This is a genomic window from Olivibacter sp. EAT-5, from assembly GCF_044784325.1.
In the GTDB taxonomy this organism is placed as follows: Bacteria; Bacteroidota; Bacteroidia; order Sphingobacteriales; family Sphingobacteriaceae; genus Olivibacter; species Olivibacter oleidegradans.
In genome coordinates this window covers 6,417,158-6,440,551 of record NZ_CP173028.1, presented here as the reverse complement: position 1 = coordinate 6,440,551, position 23,394 = coordinate 6,417,158, and the positions used below count along the sequence as shown (strand labels likewise).

General features: G+C 40.0%; 27 protein-coding genes. 8 read left to right on the top strand and 19 right to left on the bottom strand.

Annotated elements, in window-relative coordinates; translation table 11 throughout:
- Position 1: 1 nt before the first annotated feature.
- Genes ACH11B_RS27250 through ACH11B_RS27235 form a run of 4 tightly spaced genes read right to left on the bottom strand, consistent with a single transcriptional unit; the run spans position 2 to position 1,635 of the window.
- On the bottom strand, positions 2–460 hold the full coding sequence (locus ACH11B_RS27250) for a glyoxalase (RefSeq protein WP_404273993.1): 459 nt from the start codon (positions 458–460) through the stop codon (positions 2–4).
- The gene (locus ACH11B_RS27245; RefSeq protein ID WP_013668242.1) at positions 450–833 is read right to left on the bottom strand and encodes a DUF1801 domain-containing protein; all 384 of its coding nucleotides are present in this window, start codon (positions 831–833) and stop codon (positions 450–452) included. The genes ACH11B_RS27250 and ACH11B_RS27245 overlap by 11 nt, the downstream gene beginning before the upstream one ends.
- The gene (locus ACH11B_RS27240; protein WP_013668241.1) at positions 826–1,200 is read right to left on the bottom strand and encodes a DoxX family protein; all 375 of its coding nucleotides are present in this window, start codon (positions 1,198–1,200) and stop codon (positions 826–828) included. Before ACH11B_RS27240 ends, ACH11B_RS27245 begins: the two co-directional genes overlap by 8 nt.
- Before the next feature lie 12 nt (positions 1,201–1,212).
- The gene (locus tag ACH11B_RS27235) at positions 1,213–1,635 is read right to left on the bottom strand and encodes an SRPBCC family protein (RefSeq protein ID WP_130856559.1); all 423 of its coding nucleotides are present in this window, start codon (positions 1,633–1,635) and stop codon (positions 1,213–1,215) included.
- Positions 1,636–1,780: 145 nt separating this feature from the next.
- On the opposite strand from ACH11B_RS27235, the gene ACH11B_RS27230 reads away from it, so the two are divergent.
- Positions 1,781–2,758 (top strand): GlxA family transcriptional regulator, encoded by a 978-nt coding sequence (locus tag ACH11B_RS27230; protein WP_377611428.1) that lies wholly within the window; start codon positions 1,781–1,783, stop codon positions 2,756–2,758.
- Positions 2,759–2,880: 122 nt separating this feature from the next.
- On the opposite strand, the gene ACH11B_RS27225 is transcribed toward ACH11B_RS27230, so the two are convergent.
- Complete coding sequence (locus ACH11B_RS27225) at positions 2,881–3,267, bottom strand: VOC family protein (protein WP_013668238.1); 387 nt, start codon at positions 3,265–3,267, stop codon at positions 2,881–2,883.
- A 37-nt stretch (positions 3,268–3,304) separates the two neighbouring features.
- Entirely contained in the window at positions 3,305–3,988 is a 684-nt protein-coding gene (locus ACH11B_RS27220; protein WP_377611426.1) for an RNA polymerase sigma factor, read from the bottom strand.
- Between the two features lie 196 nt (positions 3,989–4,184).
- On the opposite strand from ACH11B_RS27220, the gene ACH11B_RS27215 reads away from it, so the two are divergent.
- On the top strand, positions 4,185–4,631 hold the full coding sequence (locus ACH11B_RS27215; protein ID WP_377611424.1) for a DUF1572 family protein: 447 nt from the start codon (positions 4,185–4,187) through the stop codon (positions 4,629–4,631).
- 175 nt (positions 4,632–4,806) lie between these two features.
- On the opposite strand, the gene ACH11B_RS27210 is transcribed toward ACH11B_RS27215, so the two are convergent.
- The 6 genes from ACH11B_RS27210 to ACH11B_RS27185 all read right to left on the bottom strand — a co-directional run bounded on the left by ACH11B_RS27210 (position 4,807) and on the right by ACH11B_RS27185 (position 9,919).
- The gene (locus ACH11B_RS27210; RefSeq protein ID WP_377611422.1) at positions 4,807–5,739 is read right to left on the bottom strand and encodes a transporter; all 933 of its coding nucleotides are present in this window, start codon (positions 5,737–5,739) and stop codon (positions 4,807–4,809) included.
- A gap of 6 nt (positions 5,740–5,745) precedes the next feature.
- On the bottom strand, positions 5,746–6,813 hold the full coding sequence (locus ACH11B_RS27205) for a cytochrome-c peroxidase (RefSeq protein WP_377611420.1): 1,068 nt from the start codon (positions 6,811–6,813) through the stop codon (positions 5,746–5,748).
- A gap of 7 nt (positions 6,814–6,820) precedes the next feature.
- Positions 6,821–7,699: an MbnP family protein gene (locus tag ACH11B_RS27200; RefSeq protein ID WP_377611418.1), complete on the bottom strand. Its 879-nt coding sequence runs from the start codon at positions 7,697–7,699 to the stop codon at positions 6,821–6,823.
- Positions 7,700–7,864: 165 nt separating this feature from the next.
- Positions 7,865–8,239, bottom strand: a complete 375-nt coding sequence (locus ACH11B_RS27195) for a hypothetical protein (protein WP_149106210.1) — start codon at positions 8,237–8,239, stop codon at positions 7,865–7,867.
- Between the two features lie 132 nt (positions 8,240–8,371).
- Entirely contained in the window at positions 8,372–8,836 is a 465-nt protein-coding gene (locus ACH11B_RS27190) for a hypothetical protein (RefSeq protein WP_013668231.1), read from the bottom strand.
- A gap of 60 nt (positions 8,837–8,896) precedes the next feature.
- On the bottom strand, positions 8,897–9,919 hold the full coding sequence (locus tag ACH11B_RS27185; protein ID WP_013668230.1) for a YafY family protein: 1,023 nt from the start codon (positions 9,917–9,919) through the stop codon (positions 8,897–8,899).
- 178 nt (positions 9,920–10,097) lie between these two features.
- Between ACH11B_RS27185 and ACH11B_RS27180 the strand changes: the two genes are divergently transcribed.
- Positions 10,098–11,573, top strand: a complete 1,476-nt coding sequence (locus ACH11B_RS27180; protein WP_377611416.1) for an RtcB family protein — start codon at positions 10,098–10,100, stop codon at positions 11,571–11,573.
- A 126-nt stretch (positions 11,574–11,699) separates the two neighbouring features.
- On the opposite strand, the gene ACH11B_RS27175 is transcribed toward ACH11B_RS27180, so the two are convergent.
- On the bottom strand, positions 11,700–12,476 hold the full coding sequence (locus tag ACH11B_RS27175; RefSeq protein WP_377611414.1) for an SDR family oxidoreductase: 777 nt from the start codon (positions 12,474–12,476) through the stop codon (positions 11,700–11,702).
- A gap of 67 nt (positions 12,477–12,543) precedes the next feature.
- Positions 12,544–13,122 (bottom strand): TetR/AcrR family transcriptional regulator, encoded by a 579-nt coding sequence (locus ACH11B_RS27170; protein WP_041388747.1) that lies wholly within the window; start codon positions 13,120–13,122, stop codon positions 12,544–12,546.
- Positions 13,123–13,392: 270 nt separating this feature from the next.
- Here ACH11B_RS27170 and ACH11B_RS27165 point away from each other — a divergent pair, with 270 nt between their 5' ends.
- The gene (locus ACH11B_RS27165; RefSeq protein WP_130856567.1) at positions 13,393–14,505 is read left to right on the top strand and encodes an acyltransferase; all 1,113 of its coding nucleotides are present in this window, start codon (positions 13,393–13,395) and stop codon (positions 14,503–14,505) included.
- 28 nt (positions 14,506–14,533) lie between these two features.
- Here the strand turns inward: ACH11B_RS27165 and ACH11B_RS27160 are convergent, their stop codons facing one another.
- The 5 genes from ACH11B_RS27160 to ACH11B_RS27140 all read right to left on the bottom strand — a co-directional run bounded on the left by ACH11B_RS27160 (position 14,534) and on the right by ACH11B_RS27140 (position 19,780).
- Positions 14,534–16,924 carry an ABC transporter permease gene (locus tag ACH11B_RS27160; protein ID WP_149106206.1) on the bottom strand — a complete coding sequence of 797 codons (2,391 nt, stop codon included), beginning with the start codon at positions 16,922–16,924 and terminating at the stop codon, positions 14,534–14,536.
- A 369-nt stretch (positions 16,925–17,293) separates the two neighbouring features.
- Positions 17,294–17,746: a VOC family protein gene (locus tag ACH11B_RS27155; RefSeq protein ID WP_149106205.1), complete on the bottom strand. Its 453-nt coding sequence runs from the start codon at positions 17,744–17,746 to the stop codon at positions 17,294–17,296.
- Between the two features lie 367 nt (positions 17,747–18,113).
- Complete coding sequence (locus ACH11B_RS27150) at positions 18,114–18,323, bottom strand: hypothetical protein (RefSeq protein WP_130856570.1); 210 nt, start codon at positions 18,321–18,323, stop codon at positions 18,114–18,116.
- Between the two features lie 488 nt (positions 18,324–18,811).
- Complete coding sequence (locus tag ACH11B_RS27145) at positions 18,812–19,315, bottom strand: SRPBCC domain-containing protein (protein WP_149106204.1); 504 nt, start codon at positions 19,313–19,315, stop codon at positions 18,812–18,814.
- A 150-nt stretch (positions 19,316–19,465) separates the two neighbouring features.
- Positions 19,466–19,780, bottom strand: a complete 315-nt coding sequence (locus ACH11B_RS27140) for an ArsR/SmtB family transcription factor (RefSeq protein ID WP_377611411.1) — start codon at positions 19,778–19,780, stop codon at positions 19,466–19,468.
- Between the two features lie 441 nt (positions 19,781–20,221).
- Between ACH11B_RS27140 and ACH11B_RS27135 the strand changes: the two genes are divergently transcribed.
- The 4 genes from ACH11B_RS27135 to ACH11B_RS27120 all read left to right on the top strand — a co-directional run bounded on the left by ACH11B_RS27135 (position 20,222) and on the right by ACH11B_RS27120 (position 23,392).
- Positions 20,222–21,325 (top strand): sensor histidine kinase, encoded by a 1,104-nt coding sequence (locus ACH11B_RS27135; protein ID WP_289552252.1) that lies wholly within the window; start codon positions 20,222–20,224, stop codon positions 21,323–21,325.
- Positions 21,322–22,089, top strand: a complete 768-nt coding sequence (locus tag ACH11B_RS27130) for a LytR/AlgR family response regulator transcription factor (protein WP_377611409.1) — start codon at positions 21,322–21,324, stop codon at positions 22,087–22,089. The genes ACH11B_RS27135 and ACH11B_RS27130 overlap by 4 nt, the downstream gene beginning before the upstream one ends.
- Positions 22,090–22,265: 176 nt before the next feature.
- Positions 22,266–22,667 carry a hypothetical protein gene (locus tag ACH11B_RS27125; RefSeq protein ID WP_130856574.1) on the top strand — a complete coding sequence of 134 codons (402 nt, stop codon included), beginning with the start codon at positions 22,266–22,268 and terminating at the stop codon, positions 22,665–22,667.
- Between the two features lie 233 nt (positions 22,668–22,900).
- Positions 22,901–23,392: a cupin domain-containing protein gene (locus ACH11B_RS27120; protein ID WP_377611407.1), complete on the top strand. Its 492-nt coding sequence runs from the start codon at positions 22,901–22,903 to the stop codon at positions 23,390–23,392.
- The last annotated feature ends 2 nt before the right edge of the window (positions 23,393–23,394 follow it).

Sequence of the window (23,394 nt, the reverse complement as noted above, 5' to 3'; positions counted from 1 at the left end):
GTCAGATGCCCAATACCCATCCCACGTCAAAAGCATCGGTTATTTCGATTAATTTTTGATCGTCAGGATCGGGTATAATCCGGTCCTTTTTATTTGCTAACAATTTTTTTATCAGCGCTTTTCTTTCATAAACGTTGGTGCAATGTAGAAAAATAGATATATAATTTCCAATGGTCCTTCCTTCGTTGTGTACCAAGTCGGAGCCGTAAATAATGATGTTGTCGGAAACGAGCGATCCTACAACTACCGGTATTTCTGTATATCCTTGTAATTCTTTTTCAAAGGTTTCAAATTGTAATCTGCCACCAAAGCAGGTTTGATAAAAAGTGAGGGCCTTTCTGCAATTACCCGAAAAGGTAATGAAAATGGCCGACACTAATTTGCCAGTAGCAAATTCCTGAAACACCTTCTCGGGGCTTGTCTTCGTTAGCTTACGTTGCGAAATCATATTACTTGCCATTTTTATCCTCCACCCTTTCCTCATTCTCTTTTTTTCGGAATGATACGATTTTTCTAATCAATGCTTCGGGTAGTGGTTTATCCATTGGAATCTGAATGGCCGCTTTACTGGTTTTATACCCTTTGAGATCAGCCTTGAAATGTTCCCAAAATACTTCGCTGTAGGGATTCGACAAGGTGATGTGTTTCGGGAAAGCGCAATAGTAGATCAGGTAACCATTATATTTAAAACAAGGTATTTGATAGCTTATACTTTCCGCTACATCAGGCACCAATTCGTGAATGATTTTTCTGATGGTTTGCATTCGCACGAGGGTTTCACCGCTAAAATCCTGATGATACTCATCAATAGTTTGATAATTGGTCTTAGCCATTTGCATGGATTTTGTTGTTATAAATGTAAGAAACTGCTAGAATAGCCAGTACCACCAATGGCATTAACATAAAACCAATGTTTTTATCTACACATGCGTGGCTGATGAATGCGAAAACCAAATTAAAGGTAAGCCCTGCATAGGCCCATTCCTTTAGCTTGTTCGGTGTTTTGGGGAGAGAAATCGCCAACACTCCCAGTGCTTTGCAGATAATAAGCGTATAGGCAAAGTAATCGGGATAACCCAACGGTTTTGTACCCGCGTTTACATATTCCGGCGCAAATAGTAGGGTGCCAAGGGGCATTACACCTTCCCAAAGTATGATGATGGTGGTTGCTACCCAAAAGATTGTTTTATTCTTTTTCACTTTGCTAATGAATTAATGGATCGATTCAACATATTTTACAAAATTGTCCAAGATAGCCTGCCATCCCTGTTTCTGAAATTCGGGATCATTTTCCGTTTCAGGATCAAACATAGTTTCAATATTCGTTTTACCATTTTGCTCGGTAAACAGTGTAGTGGCTCTTCTTCCATCAGCCATGGTATAAGTAATTTCCTTGTGTAGTTCCACTTTGTCATAAACACCCTCGAAGTCAAATCCGAAGCTGCCATCTTTAGCCTCCATTCTATTCTTGAATTTACCACCGGTTCTCAAGTCGTTTTCACTGCTTGGACAATGCCAACTTGGATCAGGAGTGTTCCATTGCATAATATCATTTGGTGTATTCCATGCTTTCCAAACTTTTTCCAAGGGAGCATTTGCTGTTGCTTCTACCGTAATTTTTGATGCTTGTGTCATTGTTTTTAATTTTTATTTGTTAAAATCTTATAATCCAAAATTACAACGGCTTAGCGAGTTATGGCTGTTGTGAAAATGACAACTTTAGGGGTGAATTGTGACAAACTTTTTTTTATCTTGCGACTTAATAGTAAGGATTTAATTTATGCAAGTTTCTGTTTTTGTACCGGAGTATGGCGTAATTGAAGCGGTTACACCACCATTTAGAACCTTTAATACTGCTAATGAGTTTTTAAACACTTTTGGTAAAAAGCCGATCTTCGAGGTTGAATATGTAGGTTTAAAAGAATATGTACCTGCCAATAACGGCGAATACACAATCAAAACCAATAGATTGCTCAAAGATGTGTCGAAAACGGACCTACTTATCATCCCGCCTGCCTATGGTGACACTGCCAAGGGCGTACAAGCCAACGCAGAAGCAATACCTTATTTTAAAAAATTGCATGAAAAAGGTTCGAGTATTGCCAGCTTATGTATCGGTGCATTTCTTTTAGCAGAAACGGGTTTACTCAATGGGAAAAAATGCTCCACACATTGGGCTTATATCAACGAATTTAAAGAAAGATATCCCGAAGTGGAGGTAGAGGATGGTGCGATAATAACCGAACATGACAACATCTACAGCAGCGGCGGAGCAAGCAGCTTGTGGAATTTAATATTATATCTGGTTGAAAAGTTCGCCGACAGAGAAACAGCCATCATGATTTCAAAATATTTTGCTTTAGATATAGGGAGAGATAGTCAATCTCAGTTTGCAATATTTAAAGGTCAACGGAATCATGGTGATGATGATATTAAAAAAGTGCAAGATTATATCGAGAAACATTATCAAAATAAAATAACCATTGAAACGCTGGCAAACCTAATCAATACAAGTCGTAGAACTTTTGAAAGAAAATTTAAAGATGCAACCAACAATACCCCTGTTGAGTACATACAACGAGTAAGAATAGAAGCTGCAAAAAAATTCTTCGAAGCATCACGAAAAAATGTGACAGAAACCATGTTTGATGTAGGCTATACGGATACAAAGGCATTTAGAGACATATTTAAAAAGATTACTGGCCTTACGCCCATTGAGTATAGAAATAGGTTTGCAAGGGTTACGAACGAGGTGTAACGGTTACAACAAGTAGGAGAAAGCTGTCTCGCAGACATTCATTCGAAAGTTAAGGGAAAAAAGCCCGAAACATACCGAAGTCTGTCGGGCTTTTCATAAGAGTACTAATTTGGTATGGCCTGCTATTTTCTTAAGGGCAAGTCGCCAGACTGGTAAAATGCGAGCGGATGACCGTCAGGATCCGAGAAATCGGCGCTCCAACCACCCGGAGCTTCCGTTACCGGCGTAACCACTTCTACGCCCTCTTTAGCCAGATTTTCCACCACCGTTTCAATGTAACCCTCTTCCAGTTCGAACACTACGATCGGCGAACGGCCGATTTCTTCTTTTCCTTCAAAAAAAAGTAGTTCGACACCATTACCTATCGTAGCCAGTAGCCAATCCGGTTCATCGCCTCCAGGTTGGCGTTCCACTTCGATTCCCAAAATTTCTCTGTAAAAACGTTCGGTACGACTGATATCGCTCACGTTGAAAAGAACTGCGATACCTTTTTTAAGTTTTACTCCCATGTTGATTTTTTTAAAGTTTTAAATATTGTCCAGGATCTTAACCCGATTTATCATGGTCATTGTTGCCGGGAAATTCTTTTTTGTGAGCAGGAGAAGAAGATATTCTAAATAAATGTCCATCAGGGTCGTGGCTGCCAATAACTCGCCCGAATAATTGCTGCTTTATATCGTTGGCATGCTTGAATGTTTGTAAAAGAGATTGGCGCATTAATCCGCTAGGTAGAGTATGCGTTAAAATTTCAGGTCCTTCCGATTCAAAACCTACGGTGGCATAAGTTTTCCATTCTCTTCGTAAGGCGGTTAATCGCTGGCGCAGGGCGGTATCCGGAATGTCCAGTAGATATAAAATTTCCTTTTTGCTCAGGCCGCCGTTGATTAGTCGTGCCAGTATTCGGAGGGATGGGCGGAGCGGAACAATAAAGTTTTCCGGAAGTCTACCTATATCAGTATCAGTACGGTTCGGATCATCACCCTGATACCCTTCTTCCCGCTTTCTACGCCGGCCTTCTGTACGGGCAATGAAAGCGGCATGGTTACGTAAAAAGCCTCTTCCCCAAGCCATAAAACGAGCGTCCAGGAAATCCTTTCCCGTTCTAACCGCTTCAAGAAGCAGGTCTTGTACCAAATCATCCACTTCTTCCGGCCGACGAGAGTATTGTTTCGCAATTTGATACATTTCTTCAATCGGGGGTTGGTTTTGATCGCGCGGCCTAAAGGTCATATATTGTCAGTTTTGATTACGTAAACGAAAATAACAACAAAAACCGTCCTTACTAGCGGTGCTTTTGATTTTCTTCTTGTATTGATTTAGAATGAATTTCTAAACCAGCCTCCGATTTTTCAGTGATTACCTTTTTTTGACTTATCGCTGGTTTTTTTAATTGTTATAAATTATTACCTTGCCCATTCAAATATCAATGATGGTAACTGTATTGAAACAATTGTTCTTGCGCGACCTCGGCAAGTTGAAAACAGAAATAACCTTATACCAAAACGAGCAAAGAATATGGCATGTTGAAAAGCAGATCGCTAATACCGCCGGTAATCTATGCTTGCACCTCATAGGCAATTTAAATACCTACATAGGTGCCGAATTTGCGCAAACGGGCTATGTTCGGAATCGCCCACTTGAGTTTTCCGCTAAGGATGTGCCAAGATCCGAACTGATCAGGCGCATTGATGAAACCATATCGGTGATAGAAATTGCTTTCGGTAAATTAAGTGATGAGCAACTGACGGCAGAATATCCACAAGATGTATTGGATCAGAAAGTTACGAATGGTTATTTCTTAACACATCTTGCTATGCATCTTTCATATCACCTCGGGCAAATCAATTATCACAGACGTTTGCTGGATAATTGATTCACTTAATTATCCGGCAAACAGTTTTTTATAATCGTGAATGAAGCCGTGTCTATTTTTACAATCAATAGATTTCCTCATGTAGGTGCATGGCGAACAAATGGATGATCAATAGCAGGCGACCATTAGGACTGAACCTTTGGATTTTATTTAATTGCCTCATTTTCCTTGTTGCTTAAAAAGAGACAGAAAGGTGAGTCATTAATCTGTTCCCCGCGTGAACGCGCTTATCTGCCAAATGCTGATCAACCGGTAGCTGATAATTAGCACCGAGAGCGTATCTGCCAATGTTTAACTCAAGCCCTGCAATGGCCGAGGTAAGGTTTCCTCCCGACTGGTTTATATAAAAGCGTCTATAAGATACATCCTGTTCCGCTTTTTCGTAACGTATTCCTATATTCGGCGCAATTCTAAGCTTTTGATCGATTAAGAATTTGTAGTAAAAAAGCGCATTACCGGTGAATTTATTTCCATAGCGATATTCGTATTGATTCTCGGTATTGAATTTATATAATAAGTTCAGGTTAAATCCCATGTCCATCAGACGCGCGTCGTAAGTGACGTTGAACGTGAAGTCTGTGCTGCCTGTTCCCAATTGGAAATTATTGGGCGAATCGGCGGAGGCGCTTGCACGTTCGGAGTTATCATATTCGCCACTGGGCACTTTCACGCCTGCGCCCGCCCATAGGGAGTGGTTGAACAGCTTGAATTTGGTGGTGGTGTTACCCCCTTCAAAGATACGGTAATAGGCCATTGCCGCAATATCACCCAATCCGCTCTTTTCACCGTACTCTTCCATGGCATTAACCCGACGTTGGTTGAAATTGAACGGTAGAAAAGCCATCACCCTGACCCGATCACCAAAGTTGTAAGCGCCCCATAGCTCCACTATCTGATATGTTTCATCCGCAGTGAGTGGTGTATGCCGGCCCTCGGGGCCAAGATGCGTTTGCATGGTATTGTATTGATACCGCAAGCCAATAAAGCGTTTATTAAAGTCAGGCAAAATGCCCAGATAGTAGCTTCCGACACCACAGCCACAGATGTCACAAGCTTTTGCGGAAACATAACATAAAACCATAATACAAATCAAAAGTAGTTCTCTCATTTTTCTTTAATTGATAACAAAGCCACCGCCCGGTTCCGATAGCAGTTGTTTTTTTACAAAAGTTTCATCATTCAATGTGTTAAGGAAATTCAATAAATCCTCCTTCTCGACATCTGTCATAGCAACCCCTCGTGTTCCGTCCATGTGCCGGAAACCCATGTCCAGATTTTCCGTATGCTGCATAAATTTCCGGTAATGGTCCAGTACGCCACTCAATGTATAAATACTGCCATCATGCATATAGGGAGCCGACCATTTTAAATTACGCAAGCTGGGTACCTTGAATTTTAATTTATCTGTAGGGTTCAAGGTTACGGCATAGCGCCCCTCGTCACCTGCTGGATTTCGTCCCAGTCCATTGTCATGAAAATCGCCATCAGTAAACAGCGGTTCGCTATGGCAGCGAGAACAATTGTTCTGGAAAAATAGGTAGCCACGCTGTTCCGACTCAGTAAAAGAGATACCCTTTTCCCCGCGGATCACCTGATCGTATTTGCTGTTATCACTAACTGCCATTAGCATAAACTGAGACAATGCTTTAGACATTTTCGCCGAAGTGATCTCTCTGCTTCCAAAGGCCTTTTCAAAAAGTGTAGGATAATCCGGGTGCGCTCTCAGCTTTACTAGTACGTTCGGCACCCTTTCACCCATCTCAACCGGGTTTTCAATAGGAACAATGGAAAGGAGGTCGAGATTAAACACCCCACCATCCCAAAAAAACGCTTTGTTCCAAGCGAGATTCATGATAGGCATGGGATTACGGATACCCAATTGATCGTCAATCCCGTGACTAACATCGTGTCCGTGGTGGGTAAAATTGGCCGATTGAATATGGCAGCTGGCACAGGAAATCGTATTGTTGCGAGATAGACGTGGTTCATGGAACAGGCGCTTACCTAATTCAAAACCAGCCTCCGTTACTTCGTTTTCGGTGAATTTGTAAACAGGTTCGGGAAAATGTCCCGGTTTTAAAAAACCGGGAAATAATTCGTCAAGGTCTGGCAAGGTTTCATTCGCTTTTTTACAGGCATATGCAACAATTACCAGCCCGATTAAAACAATCCATTTTTTCATGGCTTTATTATAATTGATCCTCACTGGTTACACCATTTTCAGTATGATCATGCGTAAACATATCCAGAAAGTTATCGGCGATGTATTGGCTGTATTCGCTGAACATAACATTAGGGTGTTCAGCGATGCTGAAAGTATGTGTGCCGTTAAACACTTTCATCAGATCAACAAAAAGATGTACATTGCTGCGGTAGCCAGCCCTTACCTGCGCAACACCTGCTTTTGTTAAGTCTATCGTAATTGTCTTGATATTATTCAAGGTAGGCGCATTGTATCCGCCGAAGCCACCGATATGATACTTAAACTGCTTCCGTCCTGTTGGGTCGCCCTGTTGATCATCTGATATTACCGGCGAATTGCCTTCAAACTTGAAGAAAATATAGCCACTGTTCCACCCCCAGTACATGCCCTGCGTTTCGTGGTCACCTGTGGTCGGGTCAAGTACGCCTGTGCGTGCATCAAGCCCCATGGTACTGCGCGCACTATCCACGCCTAATACAAAAGAAACCTGAGTATAATCCCCTTCGGGAACTTTCACTTTTGCAAAACGGGAGCCACGATTATCACCATATACCAAAAAATAACTTTCTTCAACCGGATCCTGAGGCACGGCATATTCCGATCCATCCGCCTTTTTTACCTTAATATTACTAATATAATATTGTACACGGGATACAGTGAAGGCTTCACCTTTGGCGTTTATATACGGTTTATTGGTATTGTTGAATTGTAATCCGTAATCGCTCACTAGGTTATCGAACTCGATCGAAAAGTCACCCGTTTTCGTGCTATCGATATCCGGAGATTCCACCTTCTTACAACTGACTACAGTTAGCATGAATAAGCCTATCCATGCCATCATTTTCCATTTTATTAAGTTTGTCATTTTCTATTATTAAGTTTTTTGTTAAAAATCGATTCTTTCAATAGCGTATAGGCATAGGGGTTCAGTGCCAACGTAAATAGGCATGAATTATCCACGTGCAGGCAATAGGCTTGTACAACCGGTATAACCTACATAATGCTTTCGAAAAATATAAATTGAGGAATGTTAGATTATTTTAGGAGGTAAAAATGGCTTGTTTGTATAGAGATATCTATAGAGGATGCCGTAGGACGGATGGTTCTCCGATAGATGTACCGGAAATGGACTTTGCAAATGGAGCATCTCTGAAACCACCATCGTAACTTCCGCCTTAGAGGAAGCGGCACCCCGCGAACCTTTTTCGGACTCTTCCAATTTCTTCAGTTTTTTCATCAGGACACACTGTCCGTTACACTGCATCTCAGGTTTATCCCGATTTTCACATAGAGCCCGGATAATATAATTTCTGTTAACCTGAAACCAAGTCAATACACCAAGACTTCCAAGACATTGAAACGTCAATGTAAATAATAACAGATAGACCAGTGTTTTTCTGACCATTTCCAGTGTAGTGTGTAAAGCGATTTCGATCAGCCGAATTGCAGCTGACGAAAAAATATAAATAAACAAAAAGCTACGCAGCCATGTAAAGGATGGTTGTCTTTATACATGGACGAATAAAAGAAAAATTGTTTAGCTGAGAGGAGGGTGGAAGATGGACCCCAGCGCGGGGGGCTGGTATAGCAGATTTCCCCCATAGATGAAGGTCTCCTTTTTGACGGTGGTAACAGGATGTTTCACTGTTCTGAAATCAATCGGAGCTGCAAGCACCTGAAAATCCTTTAATTTTAGCTCAGGGTTTTTGTTTTCCCGTTCGCGTTCTTTCTTCAGCTTTTTCATCAAAAGACATGTCCCCGCACAAGACGGAGCCATAGCGGTGTTTCTATTCTCACACAGATTATTAGCTATATAGGATCGGTTGGCATAAAATGCAGTCATGATGAATAGTCCGGCGCAGCTTTGCAATAGCACAATTGGAATTAAAAATATAATGGCCAGACGTTTCAAAATAACAGAGTCTTTTATTTTAAATGCTACGAATATAAGAGTTTGCGGCCATTTGGCATAATCAAATACCAATTTTATCAAATTATGCAATCAATTATTTTTATAGGAGTTAAGTGAAACGTGTATAATGCATAAGGATTTGATTTCGTCTTAAGTTTCCTTTACCCCATATCGCTCTAATGCTTTTACTAGTTGCTGCTTTATCTGTTTTACCAAGATTTTCGGTCCTAATACCTTTATTTTAGCGCCAAAACCCAATAATTCCCGTTCGAGCTCAAAATTTAAAATTACCTTGATACTAAAGATCTTACCGTTATCTTGGTCGCTTAATAGTTTTTGCGTGTGATGCAAGGGTTTAGTTATAACATAAGGTGCATTATCTGCATCGATCCAAAAAACTACTTCGCACTCCCGTTGGTCGGGTGTTTTCGTTACACCAATACAATTATCATAATAGGTTGCCAGATCCAATGTTCTATTTTCCCTATACGGTTCTTCGCGTTCTTCCACGGCTTGTATCCGATCCAGAGCCAAGTTCATAATGTGCGCATTCCGTTTATGCGGCATGCCCAATACAAACCAGCGGTTGCGATATTCTTTCAATAGGTACCCACTGAAGCAGAAGCTACTAGCCTCCCGGGCTTTAAAGGATTGATAGGTAATACAGATGGTTTTCTTGGCTGCAATCGCTTTACGTATTACCTCTAGCCATTCCAGACCCTTCAGGTCATCGTTCTTTTCAAAATCAATTACAGGCGTACTTTGCGTTTTTTGCGAATAAATCTTGTCTTCTAATTTACTTACCAGTTCGTTCAGATCGGTAAAATGGTTCAAGCCCTTAAATTGTTTTAATAATCCGGACACTTCACTCAACACTTCCATGTCCTGTTGATTCAGCGGGATACTGGTAATACTATAATTCTTGTCGCTGTAGGTGTAATATTTCTTATCAACCACTACAATAGGTGCTTCGTAACCTAACTTGTTACTGCGCATCATGGCTATATCCGCCTGCACGGTACGACGACTTACGCCCGTATCGATTCCATGGTATTCATAAATGGCATCGCTACAAGCTTCAATCAAGTCTTCAAGTGTCCACTTTTTAAAACGATTTTGGAGACATTGGTCGATCGTGCGGTAGCGAATCAAGGCGTTGCGGTTAATCGGCATAGTATCAGCAAATATTTTGAATGAATTTATATAATATTTCTTTACTGCGCAAATAGGTTGCGTACTTGTTATTTCTCTTTGTATTATCAAAAGCAGAGACATTTGATGAAACTCCGTTTCCAAACCGGAAAAGCGAGATTAGTTTAGAGACTTTAAGCGTACAATAAAATTAATAGATATGGAAAAGGAAAAGATAAGCAACAACGAGTTAAAGGCATTAGGGATCAATGCTGTGGAAGTACTAGTCAATTTTAGCCGCGTAGCCAATGGTTTGTTAAAGCATAACGTAATGAATAAACCCGAAATACTGGCTAATCTAGAAGCTTTAATTGATGATCCTATGCCATATACATTAAAGAAAGGTGGTAAATTCAAAAACCTGGCAGAAGATGTGATTGATTTGCGAAAAGAGGGTAAGTTTGTTAAACAAGAACGTAGCAACTTTAAACTGAAAGAAGAAATAGTTGACTTCCCGGTATGGGGCTTGGAACAGATTGAAGTAGGAGCCTTATCACAAATGCGGACAGCGGTACAATTACCGATTGCGGTCGCCGGTGCCTTAATGCCGGATGCTCATCAAGGTTATGGGCTTCCCATTGGCGGAGTGTTGGCCACTACGGCCAACACGATTATTCCATTTGCTGTGGGTGTCGATATTGCATGCCGTATATGTTTAAGTATATTTGATCTACCTGCTGAGACACTCGATACCGAAACCGATAAATTAAAGAATCTGTTAGTTGATCACACCTATTTTGGTATGGGCTGTACTACCAAATCATATTTTGACAGCTCCTTATTCGATAGTAAAACCTGGGGAGAGACCAAGATAATCCGCAGTTTAAAGGATAAGGCGTACGCTCAATTAGGAACCAGTGGAACCGGTAACCATTTTGTAGAATGGGGTGAACTAACCTTAGGCGAAGGTGCCTTGAATGATATACCGGCGGGTAAGTATTTAGCGCTGCTTTCGCACTCCGGCTCTCGGGGCTTTGGAGGTGCAATTGCAAATCATTACAGTAGGATAGCGATGACTAAAACCAAACTTCCGGGCGAGGCTAAACATTTAGCATGGCTTGATCTGGATAAAGACGAAGGACAGGAATACTGGATAGCCATGAACTTGGCAGGGGAATATGCCAGTGCCAACCATCATGAAATCCATAACAAAATAGCACGGGCCTTAGGACTTAGACCCATCATGATGATCGAGAACCATCACAACTTTGCCTGGAAAGAGCAACTGGCTGATGGTACCGAAGTAATGGTACACCGTAAAGGTACTACGCCGGCAGGTGAGGGTGTGTTGGGAATTATTCCAGGTAGTATGAGTGCGCCCGGCTTTTTAGTACGCGGTAAAGGTCATACGCCAAGCATCAACTCGGCCAGTCACGGCGCGGGCAGGGCCATGAGTCGTAGTGCAGCTTTCAAAACGTTGGATAGAGCGGTCGTTGCCGCTGACTTAGTTGACAAACGCATCACCCTGCTGGGAAGCGATCTCGACGAAGCATCTATGGCATATAAGAATATCCATACGGTAATGGCTGCTCAACATGATCTGGTTGACGTGTTGGCTAAATTTGAGCCAAGAATAGTCAGAATGGCAGATGCACGCGAGAAACCGGAGGATCAAGGAAGTTGTTCTACCAAATGATTAGTGTGTAGACCAGTTACTAATTTGCTGCTATGAAAGGGCTGGAGGCCTATATTTTGCAATTTGCCAAACTGAGTCCAACATATACCTGCCCGCAACTAGGCGGGCAGGAAGATAACGGTTAAATCATATTGCCGAACTAACGCCGCCGTCAACCAGGTAATTGGAACCTGTGATATATTGTGCTTCCGGAGACGTAAGGAACCTCACCAAATTAGCAATTTCTTCGGGGGTAGCCATTCTGCCCAACGGAATATCCCCAATTTTGCTCATAACGAGTTTAAAGGCTTCATCTACCGTTGTATTTGATGACTTTGCTAAATTTTCAATAAAGTCCTGCATCAATTGAGTTCTCACTGCTCCGGGTGAAACAGTGTTTACACGTATACCTTTTGAGCCAACTTCGTTCGCCAATGCTTTACTGTATGCATTTAATGCCGCTTTGGCTACAGAATAAGTCATTGTAATATCCCAAATCGGCTGTTGTGCAACATAAGTGGAAATGTTGATAATTACACCACTTTGCTGTTCAATCATAGTCGGCAATAATGCTTTGTTAATACGGACGGCGGACATTAAGTTCAATTGTAATTCATTGTTCCAATGCTCGTCCGAAAGTGTGCTGAAACCGCCACCAGGTCCCAGATTACCTCCAGCATTATTCACGATAATGTCGATTTTTCCATATTTATCCAAAATTTCTTTTGCGACGATGTTTGCACTTTCGGGTTGAGCAAGATCGGCAGCAATAAAATAATACCTGTTTGGATTTTCCGTCGGTTCGGTTCTGGCAGTTACAATAATTTGAGCGCCTCCGTCGCTTAATTTGTCCGCAATCGCTTTTCCGATACCTTTTGTACCGCCTGTTACCAAGGCAATCTGTCCTTCTAAAAAACTGTTCATAATGAATACTTGAATTGAATGTTTATATTAATTTTGAAACGTTTGTTTTAAAATAAGTCAAAAAAATTTAACACCTTAATTGGCGAATGATAAAATCTGCCATATTTAAAATTTTATTTCGATCTTGATGTAAAATGAATGAATTGTACCAACCGATAAATGTACTAACAAGATAATCCGCAACAGTATCTGCGTTCTCGTTTTGACCAATCTGATGCTGGCTTTGTGCTTTTTCTACTAAATCTTTCAAAAACCGGTGTGTAAAATTATCATAGGATGTTATGATCGCCTGTATTTCCGGGTCGTCTCCTTCTATTTCAAAAGTCGCCTTTACGCACAGGCAGCTGTTCGGTTCAGTCGTAATGATGTCTGCTGCATCTTTAATAAAGCTTTCAAGAGCCTGGATCGGCGAGGCGAAACTTATATAACGCTGCTCAACCGCATCAATTCGCATTTTTATATAATGCTTGATACACCTAACAAACAAGCGATGTTTATCGCCTATTGTGTTATAAAGACTGCTACTATTAATTTGCATAGCATCAGTTAAGTCGCGCATAGAAGTAGCCGCATAACCTTTTTTCCAGAAGACTTCCATTGCCTTCTGTATGGCTTGTTCTTCATCAAATTCTATCAATCTTGCCATGATGAAACAAAGATAAAATATTTTTGAAACAATTGTTTTAAAATTTCAAGAATTTCTGCTGGATGCAATCATCACTTCAGGCTATTTTTTTGTGGCTAATGTTATTGAGTTCTCATGGTCTCTTCTATTCGGCCTGAGAGCTATTCGCATGCCATTCAAAATGAGACAATATGTCTGAACTTTGATAAGATCTTGTAAGATCCGGTGATCCCTTTTATCTAATTTTAGCAGCTCACTAATGGCCGATATTAGTTTCTATTCCCAAAATCAATGAATAACAATAATCTTTTCACAAAACCCCATTACCCTATATTAGACGGTTTACGAGGTATTGCAGCCATAATTGTAGTTACTTTTCACTTGAGCGAACCCCTGTCGACCGGAAATCTGGACAACCTTGTGAACCATGGTTATCTGGCCGTTGATTTTTTCTTTCTGTTATCAGGTTTTGTGATCGGCTATGCTTATGACGATCGTTGGCATAAAATGACGCTCGGAAGCTTCTTAAAACGTCGGGTCGAGCGACTTCACCCTTTGGTAATTCTGGGAATGACCCTCGGAGCGATCGGATTCTATTTTACCGATTCGGCAATCTGGCCACTTATCCATACGGTTCCCTTGTGGAAGTTACTTCTGGTCATGCTGATAGGATATACAATATTACCGGTACCATTAGCTCTCGATATTCGAGGTTGGGAGGAAATGCATCCGCTCAACAGTGTCGGTTGGTCTTTGTTTTTTGAATATATTGCTAACATCCTTTATGCCACGATAGTAAGAAAATTCTCAAATAAGGCATTAGCGGTTTTTGTTTTCATAGCAGCAGTAGCACTTGCTCATTTTGCTATTACCAGCCCCAAAGGTGATGTAAGCGGCGGCTGGACGTTGAATGCCGAACACATGCGCATCGGGATTACCCGAACAATATATCCCTTTTTTGCAGGCTTGTTACTTTCCCGTGTAGCGAAATTAACCCGCATCCGGAACGCCTTTACATGGTGCAGTATTTTAGTAGCCACGGTACTGTATATGCCACGGATTGGTGGCGCGGAACATCTTTGGCTGAACGGTGTTTATGAATCTGTATGTATCATCTTCGTTTTTCCCCTTATTGTATATCTGGGTGCTAGTGGCATTGTTTCTACAAAAACGGAACGTAAGCTATGTAAATTTCTTGGCGACATCTCGTATCCACTTTATCTGGTGCATTATCCCTTTGTTTACTTTTATGTTGCTTGGATCAGTAACAATAAGGGGGTAACCATTCTACAGGCCTGGCCATACGCCTTACTTATTTTATGCGGCTCCATCGTTTTGGCTTATGTCGCCCTGAAGTGGTATGACGAGCCTGTGCGGAAATGGTTGAGAAAAAAACTTGGTTAAGTACTATAAATGTAGTTATTCTTAAAGTTTATTCATTTCTTAAAGCGTGTATCGGATTGGCAAAAGCGGTTTTTAAGCAATGCCAAATAACCGTTGTAAAAGCGATAATGAAGGTGATCAGTAAAGATATAGCAAATGTCCACCAACTGATTGGACTCTTATAGGCAAAATTTTCAAGCCATTGATGAATAAAATACCAAGTTAGCGGCCAGGCGATCACATTGCCGATAATAACCATCAATAGTACATCTACCGATAAAAGCGTTACCAAGTTTTGGATGCTTGCACCTATTATTTTGCGAATTCCAATTTCTTTCGTCCGAATTTCAGCTGTATAACCAATAAGGCCTAATAGCCCCAAACACGAGATTATGATTCCAAGCAATGTAAATGCCAACACAATAGATGTCATTGTATTTTCCTTCTTGTAAAGAGAATTCACCTTTTCATCTAAAAAAGTGTAGGAGAATAAGGTGTTGGGAGCTATTTGCCTCACTTTCTTTTGAAGGAAAGCAAGCGTACTTTCGACGTTTCCTCCCCTTATTTTAATGAGCATGGTACCTGTTTTTTGAGGTGCATATTCCAATACAAGCGGTTCAATTTGATGGTGTAAGGATTCAAAATTAAAGTCTTTAATAACACCCACAATATTGCCTTGTCTTTCAATTGTGTGATTCGTGAGCGACTGGTTAACCGGGTTTTCGAGTTCAAGTTTCGCTACGGCTTGTTCGTTGAGAATAAAAGCACTTGAGTCACCAAATGCTTTTGAAAAGTTTCGACCTTCTTTCAACGTAATATTAAGAGCGTTCAAAAAATTATCATCTACGCGAACGACTTTTAAAGTTCCAAAGTCCTTATTTTCCGGGTTTTTAGTAGGAGCAATAAACTCAACGCTCAGGGGGTCGCCGATTATGTTTGATGTTCTGGCGACGGATAGAATATTTGGATTAGCGAGAAACTCAGTTTGTAATAACGAAGAGTTACTTTCTAAGGTCTTTTTAAAATCTCCGTATAATTTGGCCACAATGACTTGGTCTTTATCAAATCCCAATTCTTTGTTTCTAAAATATTGCATTTGTTGATAAATCAATAAAGTTGAAGTAATCAACAAGCCTGCTATGATAAATTGAAATACAACAAGAGACTTCCTGACGTATACTGCCGTTGTATTTGGTGTTTTAATCGATTTCAAAGCTTTTACCGGTAGGAAAGAAGACGCAAACAAAGAGGGAAATAATCCTGAAATTAAGGTGATTGTAAAAAGGATCGCTAGTATAATTGATAAATTTCCGTGTTGCATGATATCCGAAAGCGTATTGGATTTGCCCGTTAATTGGTTATAAAATGGAAGGATCAGCCAATATAACACAACAGCTAGCAGGGTAGAAATGAAGGTGAGTAAGAAGGCCTCTAACAGAAACTGCAGAATGAGCTGTTTTCGGCTAGCGCCTACAATTTTTCTGACGCCGACTTCTTTTAAGCGCTTTAATGCTTGTGTGGTGAATAAATTAATGAAATTGACACAGGCCATAAGCAAAACAAGCGCTTCAATAGCAATAAAAATATAGATATAAGTCATGCTACCGTTTGGGCTCAATTCTTGCGCTAAATTCGATTTAAGATGAATATCAGTGAGTGCTTGTACCCGAGCACTCTGTGCAAATTCCGCTATTTGTTCATCACTAGCCTCTCCTTTTAGGTAGTTTACATAAAATTGCGTCAAGTCTCGCTTAATACGTTTAATAGACTCCTTATGGTTAAGCTGCACATAGGTCCACCCAAACATCCATCCCTTGCTTTGCGTCCATCCTGGATAAGTTTTTTCAACAAGCGACATAAAAGTGGGCATGGAGACAAGAAAATCAAACTTAAGATGGGTGTTTTCGGGTAAGTCATCTATCACCGCTTTAACCCGAAAAGCTTCCTCGTCCTGAAAGATCAATTGTTCTCCTAAAGGGTTCTTTTTACCAAACAGCTTTTTAGCAACAGATTTGGTTAGTACGATCGTGGAAGGTTCTTTCAATGCTTGAAAAGCATTTCCGATAATGCTGTTTAAATCAAACATATGGACTGTGGAACTATCGGTATAGAAACCCTCTATTTCCATCTGGTTGTTATCATTTGTGCGCGCGACGTTAGTTCCGGCCTGTGCGAAGCGTGTTGTTCGCTCTATTTCAGGGAAATAATTTTTTAATCCCTCAGCTAAAGGTGGAGCGGATTTAGACCATTCCGTATATACCATTCTGTAAATACGGTCGTGTTTTGGGAATGATTTGTCATAATTGAGCTCCTCTTTAATATATAATGTTAAAAATAGCGTACATACGATGCCCAAGGCTAGCCCCAGCAGGTTGAACAGACTGTTAGCTTTATATCGAAATATATTTCGCCAAGCGATTTTGAAATAATTTTTCAGCATAATCTCTGTATTTAATAACGCTTTAGTTATCTGGATAATAATTGGTATGTTTTAGATCATTAGTCTTATTGTCCAATATATACAGTATTGGTTAAATTCAATTATTCAATAAATACCTTACCAAAATACTTTCATAAAACTAAGTGATTGTAAATCATATTTTTATGCTTAAATAAAATAAAAGTCCTGTGCGAAATCGGACGCATACTGTTCGGTTTCGCACAGGATTTCCTTAACCCCACAAAGCTGTTCGCTGTTCCATTCCCAATATCGACCGTTTTGCTATCAATTATACTGACTCGCATTAGCATTGCTTTCCCGCTCTCAAACTCAAATTATTCATTAGACGGAATAGTTGAGATCTCCTTCTTACTTATTATCAAGTTGTTCGGCCAATCCTATGAGAAGTCCTTCCGGTCCGCGGATATAGCACAGTCTATAGCTGTTTTCATACTGGACTACTTCGCCGACAAGCTCAGCGCCGTGCCGTCGTAGCCTAATGAGTAATTCATCGATGTCGTCTACGGTAAACATAGCCCGTAAATAACCAAATGCGTTCACAGGAGCGGTCCGATGGTCGGAGATGACGGCTGGCCTGAGAAAACGTGAAATTTCAAGGCGGCTATGACCGTCAGGTGTGACCATCATGGCAACCTCTACATGCTGGTTGCCAAGTCCCGTAATGCGGCCTGCCCATTCCCCTTCAATCGTGGCTCGCCCTTCGAGCTCTAAGCCAAGCTCTTCGAAGAATGAAATGGTCTCATCGAGGGATTCTACCACAATGCCGATATTATCCATCCGCAGTAATTTACTTTTTGCCATAATAATCTTTTTATAAGTCAAATGATGATCGGGTGATTTCGTAGCTTTCTTTCAGAGAAACATCCCCGGTCGAACAAAAACGAATTTAGATAAAAGAAGCAAAATAGATCTAAGCCAAAAAATCGATAAGGCGTTTCTTGTTATAATTAACAACCTCATTCGGTTTATATTTGCTTTTACCCGTTCTTCGGTGCTGATGTCATCGGTTCCGTAAAACAATTATATAACCGGAGATAGAAACTTCTACATCATTAGAATGATATTGGCTGTACCATCAAGTAGCGCATTTTAAGGTTTGCGTCGCAATCGTTCATAGACTAATAAATCCTTTAAGATTTTTCAAATGAACAAGCGGGCTTCGAACTAGCTACTCCTTAGAAAAAACATCATAGATCCATAAGCCAACGGCCGCTAAGATTCCATATAATAAAGTGAAAAAGGTTGGCATGACGATTACCACCAAAAATTCTTTTCGCACAGAAATAGTCCATACAAAAAGCGATATCCAAAGGACAACTCCAATAACGAGAAGAAGACGTCTGATTCCGGGTGGAGGTAGGTTAAATTTGGCTTTCATAAGGTTTTTATCTAAGATAGCCATAAAACAACCTAAATATGGTATACAATTTAATATGAAAACTTGAGAAATATTATATATTGAAAGATGACTAATGCGATTAAAACAAAGTTCACGATAGAACCTGTCAGACAATTTGTAAAGAGTTTTTAATAGAGATAGGTACAATAAGGCTTAATGAACGCGATATCATACTATCTGTCCGAGCTGCAGGAGAAGGTTGTGACGTAGTCATGGTCCTTGAGTGACAACAACATGCCTGTTCCAGCACCATAACCAAGGTGTTCGATAAAGCAACATCCTGAATCACGCAAGATGTTGCTTTTGTTTGTCCTATCATTACATCTGATTAAAGCAAATACACAACGTGTCGTTTTACTTAAAGATGAATTTTTTATCGTATTAAAATCAACACGCGTCCTCTTTGATAGCAGTAGGTTGAGAAATACGAGAAAATCAAGTTGCCGGTTTGCTATAAGCTAATTCGCTTACTTTGTTAAGGTCAATAACAATTCATCCAACTGCTGAAAATCTACGGTCATTCCTTCTTTAAAGCCCATCTCAATTTCCGTTTCGAGATCGGCAAGTGAATCATAGGTCAGTAACATGTCTACACGGACCTTATCACCCACTTCTATAAAATTGTTCTCCCATAAATTTACGGGAAATGCAGGATTTATCGTGCCGTTTTCATCACTGAATCCGCCTTTCGACGCAAATGATTTTTCTGTTACAATAGAAATGAAATTCGTTCTAGCGTAATGCCTTTCGCCTTCAGGACTTACCATAGCGTAAAGCCAAAAGCCACCTACCCGAAAATCCATCGTCTTCGTTTCGGCCCTCCAAGGTTGTGGTCCCCACCATTGGTCGAGTAATTCCGAGGTTGTCCACGCTTGCCAGACTAATTTTAAGCTGGCATTAAATTCACGTTTGATTTCGATTGTCATGTTTTCCTTGTTGACGGTGAAGTCAAATAATAAATTGCTGTTCATGATTTCCATTTTTATGTTCAAAATATTTTTTGCGTCGTTCAAAATCTATTAAATCCATCTTTTTTAACTCTTTCACACACTCCGAATGAGGTCAATCAGCACTTTTACCGCTCTCGTCATTTGTGCTCAGTTGTTTCTGTTTTCCATCGGTTACTTATTTTGCATTTTTGCCAATAATTTATCGAGATTATCAAAGCGGTTTTCCCAGATTTTTCGGAAGTGTTCCAGCCATTTGTCTATTTCTTTCATTTTATCAATCTCAAGCTGATAATAGATTTCTCTGCCTCTTTGTTCATGTTTTATGAGTTCGCATTCTGTCAAGATGCGCAGGTGCTTGGAAACCGACTGGCGAGTTGTGTTGAAATGCTCGGCAATCGCATTAGGTGTCATGGCCTGTATGGCAATTAACGTTATGATAGCCCTTCTTGTTGGGTCGGCTATAGCTTGGAAAACATCCCTTCTCATTTTTTTATTAAATTAAGAAACCAATTGGTTGCAAATATATGTGCAACTTTTCGGTTTCGCAAATTTTCTTTCAACTTTTTATCCGGTCTTTTTAACAGATATTTTGCAAGCTCCTTTTCTTAAGTAGGTAGGGTAAGATACAATATACTCCATTCCTGAAACCGAACATAGCAATCGGGGGCCTTTCGGTTTGTTTCGATTTCTCCTGATTATTGTAGTAGTAAACAAAAGGTAAGCAGACCTTTAAAGGCATCTATCAAGATCAACGCTCAGTATTTCGCTTTAATAAAGCTGAAAGTCATTTCAATACACTATTCAGACACTTCAAGTCATTGCATTTAAAAATTTGTTCAAAAGATGCTTGCTTTGCGAAATATATTTCAACAAGACAATCGTTTTATTCAAGAAGTAAATGGTAATTTGGTTTTCTGTCTTTTAAAAATGATGCGCAATCAAGAAGAAACAGTTCATGTAAAAGGAAAAAGTAAGGCAAAGCGGTTTATTCTGGTTGCGTTTACTTTTATTTGTTCATATGTAACTTCGTTCACTATATTTCCCTATGCCTATTGGAAAAGTTATTTCGGCATGCCAATTTTCTCGCTCGTCATTGACGTGTTGATCAATTTAGTATTTTGTTTGGTAATCGTAGAGTTAAGTCTCTTTATCGATCACATATTAAATAAGAAAATATCATGGATAACTCATCCTATAAGGCGCTTACTGGTCCAAACACTATTACACATCTTAGGCACCCTGTTCCTCATCATATGTTTGGTTTTTCTTTATTATGTGTTTGGTAAACAAAATACTAATCAGTCACCTTATGTAGGCCTAAGAGAAGGGTTATATACGGTTATCGCGGTCATACTGTGGGCGCTAATGGTCAGCGGTTTAAACACAGGATATTATTTACTTGTCAATTGGAAGACCGCCACAATGACGGCCGCAGCCTATAAAATAAAAGCTGCAGAGCACAAACAACTAGCAGCTGAGATTGAGCTGCAAGCCTTAAAGTTACAACTTGATCCACATTTTGTATTCAATAACCTGAGCGTGCTTTCAGAATTAATACTAAAAGACCAACAGTTAGGGTACGCCTATACGGAAAATTTTACAAAAGTTTATCGGTATCTATTGGTCAACTCGAAAAAGAAGTTAGTTCCTTTGTCCGAAGAACTTAAATTTCTAGATGCCTATCTCTTTCTTATTCACAATCGCATGGGGAGTGGGAGCGTCTTTCAGATCAATATTGATGAATCGAAGCTTAACATGTTGATTCCACCTATCACACTTCAAATCTTCATCGAAAATGCACTAAAGTATAATCGTACAGAGGAGGAAGATCCCTTGGTCGTCCATATTTATTCCAATGACCAGGACGAGTTGGTGGTATCCAATTCCCTATTGCCTTTGATAAAAAAGCCTCATTCTACAGGCATAGGTTTAAAAAATATCATCAGTCGCTATGCGCTATTGAGCGACAGAGTGCCCTCTGTGGAGCAAAGCGATAAAACTTTTACGGTAAAAGTACCCCTTATCACATGAAGCATACAATAAGAAAAATATTGATCCTCGAGGATGAAAAGCTAAATGCCGAACGAATCCAACGGTTAATGCGCAAAATAAGACCACAAATCGAGATTGTCAATGTCTTGCCCAGCGTTAAAAAGACCGTGGATTGGCTTGCCGACAACGATAATCCTGATTTGATTATCATGGATATTCAACTGGCAGATGGCCTAAGTTTTGAGATTTTTAACCTAACAGACGTGAAATGCCCGGTCATATTTACAACAGCGTACGACGAATATGCAGTTAAGGCATTCAAATATAATAGTGTGGATTATCTGCTCAAACCTATAGAAAAGGATGAGTTGGAAGCTGCCATTCTAAAATTTGAAAACACCGTACAGCAGCCATACCAGCAGTATGCATTAATCGAAGGGTTACTTAACCATATCCAGCCGAAAGTATACCGCGCACGTTTTCTTCTTCCATATCGTGATGGTTATAGGAAGATTCAAGTCGAGGACATTGCTTTTTTTTATGCGCATATGAACGTCAGTTTTGCCAATCTAATGAACGGAGAAAGAGTGGTAGTTCCGCAGACCCTGGAAACATTGGAGCAGGAACTGGATCCGAGGTTTTTTTTTAGGGCGAACCGCCAATACATCATTCACGTCAACTCCATTGAAAAGGTCTATAATTTTTTCAATGGCAAATTAAAGCTTCACATAAAAGACAGTACAGACCAGGTTATCGTAAGTAGAACCAAAGCTCCTTTATTTAAATCGTGGTTAGATTATTAACTAACGATTTCTCCATCGGCTAAGTTACTCCTCGAGGTATCGTTGCGCTTTTACAGTTTGCTGTGTCAATCCGCCACTCTATGCTAAACTTTAATCACTTCACCAAAAAAGTAACCGTTCTCGATGGAGAGGAGGTTTACTTTTGTGCCTTAAGATTAACACAAAATTTAAGAAAAATGAAAAAAGCAATTTTAAGCGTCTTTTTGGGATTCTTCTTTTTTAACATGTCGTATGCACAAAAGTATTTCGGAAAAACCTACACGGCTACAAAAAATGTCGATGAGTTTTATGATCCTGCCGATGTTGAAAAGGAATACACGGTTATGGGGAAAACTGAGCTTGCAAAAGGTTTTCGCTCATTGGAAAAAACACAGCAGAAAATTATCGACTTGGCAAAAGAAAAAGGAGCTGATGGTATCATTTTTTCGATTGAAGAAGAGGTTCTTGGAACCTCCAGTTCAACTGGTGGTAGCGTAAATGAAAAAAAGAAGAACAAAACAACCGTTGTTGGAAGTAGTACCACTATGGATTTAAAAGAAAAGAAAATCAGGGCAACCTTTATAAAATACAAAGAATGATTTGCTGCAACAAAGCCGTTTAGAAAACGGCTTTGTTGTTCTCCGATATAGGTCGATGAACAGTATGTTGTTTAAGTTGCGAACAATAGGCTTTAGTGGTTCTACCGGAACGGTAGTTACAATAGAAAATGAAATGATGATTATAAGGAAGTGGAAGCCGGTGAGACTTATGATTTTCGTCGAAAAAAGTATTTTTACACCAACATTAGCATATTACTAAAATTAAGATGAGCATGAATTCGACACAAGCAGATTACTGGATAAATCATTTAAGATTAAAACCACACCCAGAAGGAGGATATTACAATGAAGTCTTCCGCTCGAAGCAGCAAGTAACAAGGAAGGGAGAAAGTCAACTAAAAAATTCGTGCACTTCCATCCATTACCTGCTACAAAATGCTGATTTTTCCAGTTTTCATAAACTTCAATCAGACGAAATATGGTACTTTCATGTGGGTTCCCCACTTCACATTCATATCCTCAGACCAGATGGCCAATATGAAAGGAAGGAACTCTCCATTAATGAGACAGGGTCATTATCTGTAATCATCGAAGCTGGGGCATGGTTTGCTGCGGAAATTCCCACCCGCCGCGGTTTTTCTCTTTCAAGCTGCGTGGTTGCTCCAGGTTTTGAATTCTCAGAATTCGAGCTTGGAGAAAAAGATAAGTTAATTGACAGGTATCCTGCTCATACAGAAATTATTGATAGACTTTGTCTAAAATGATT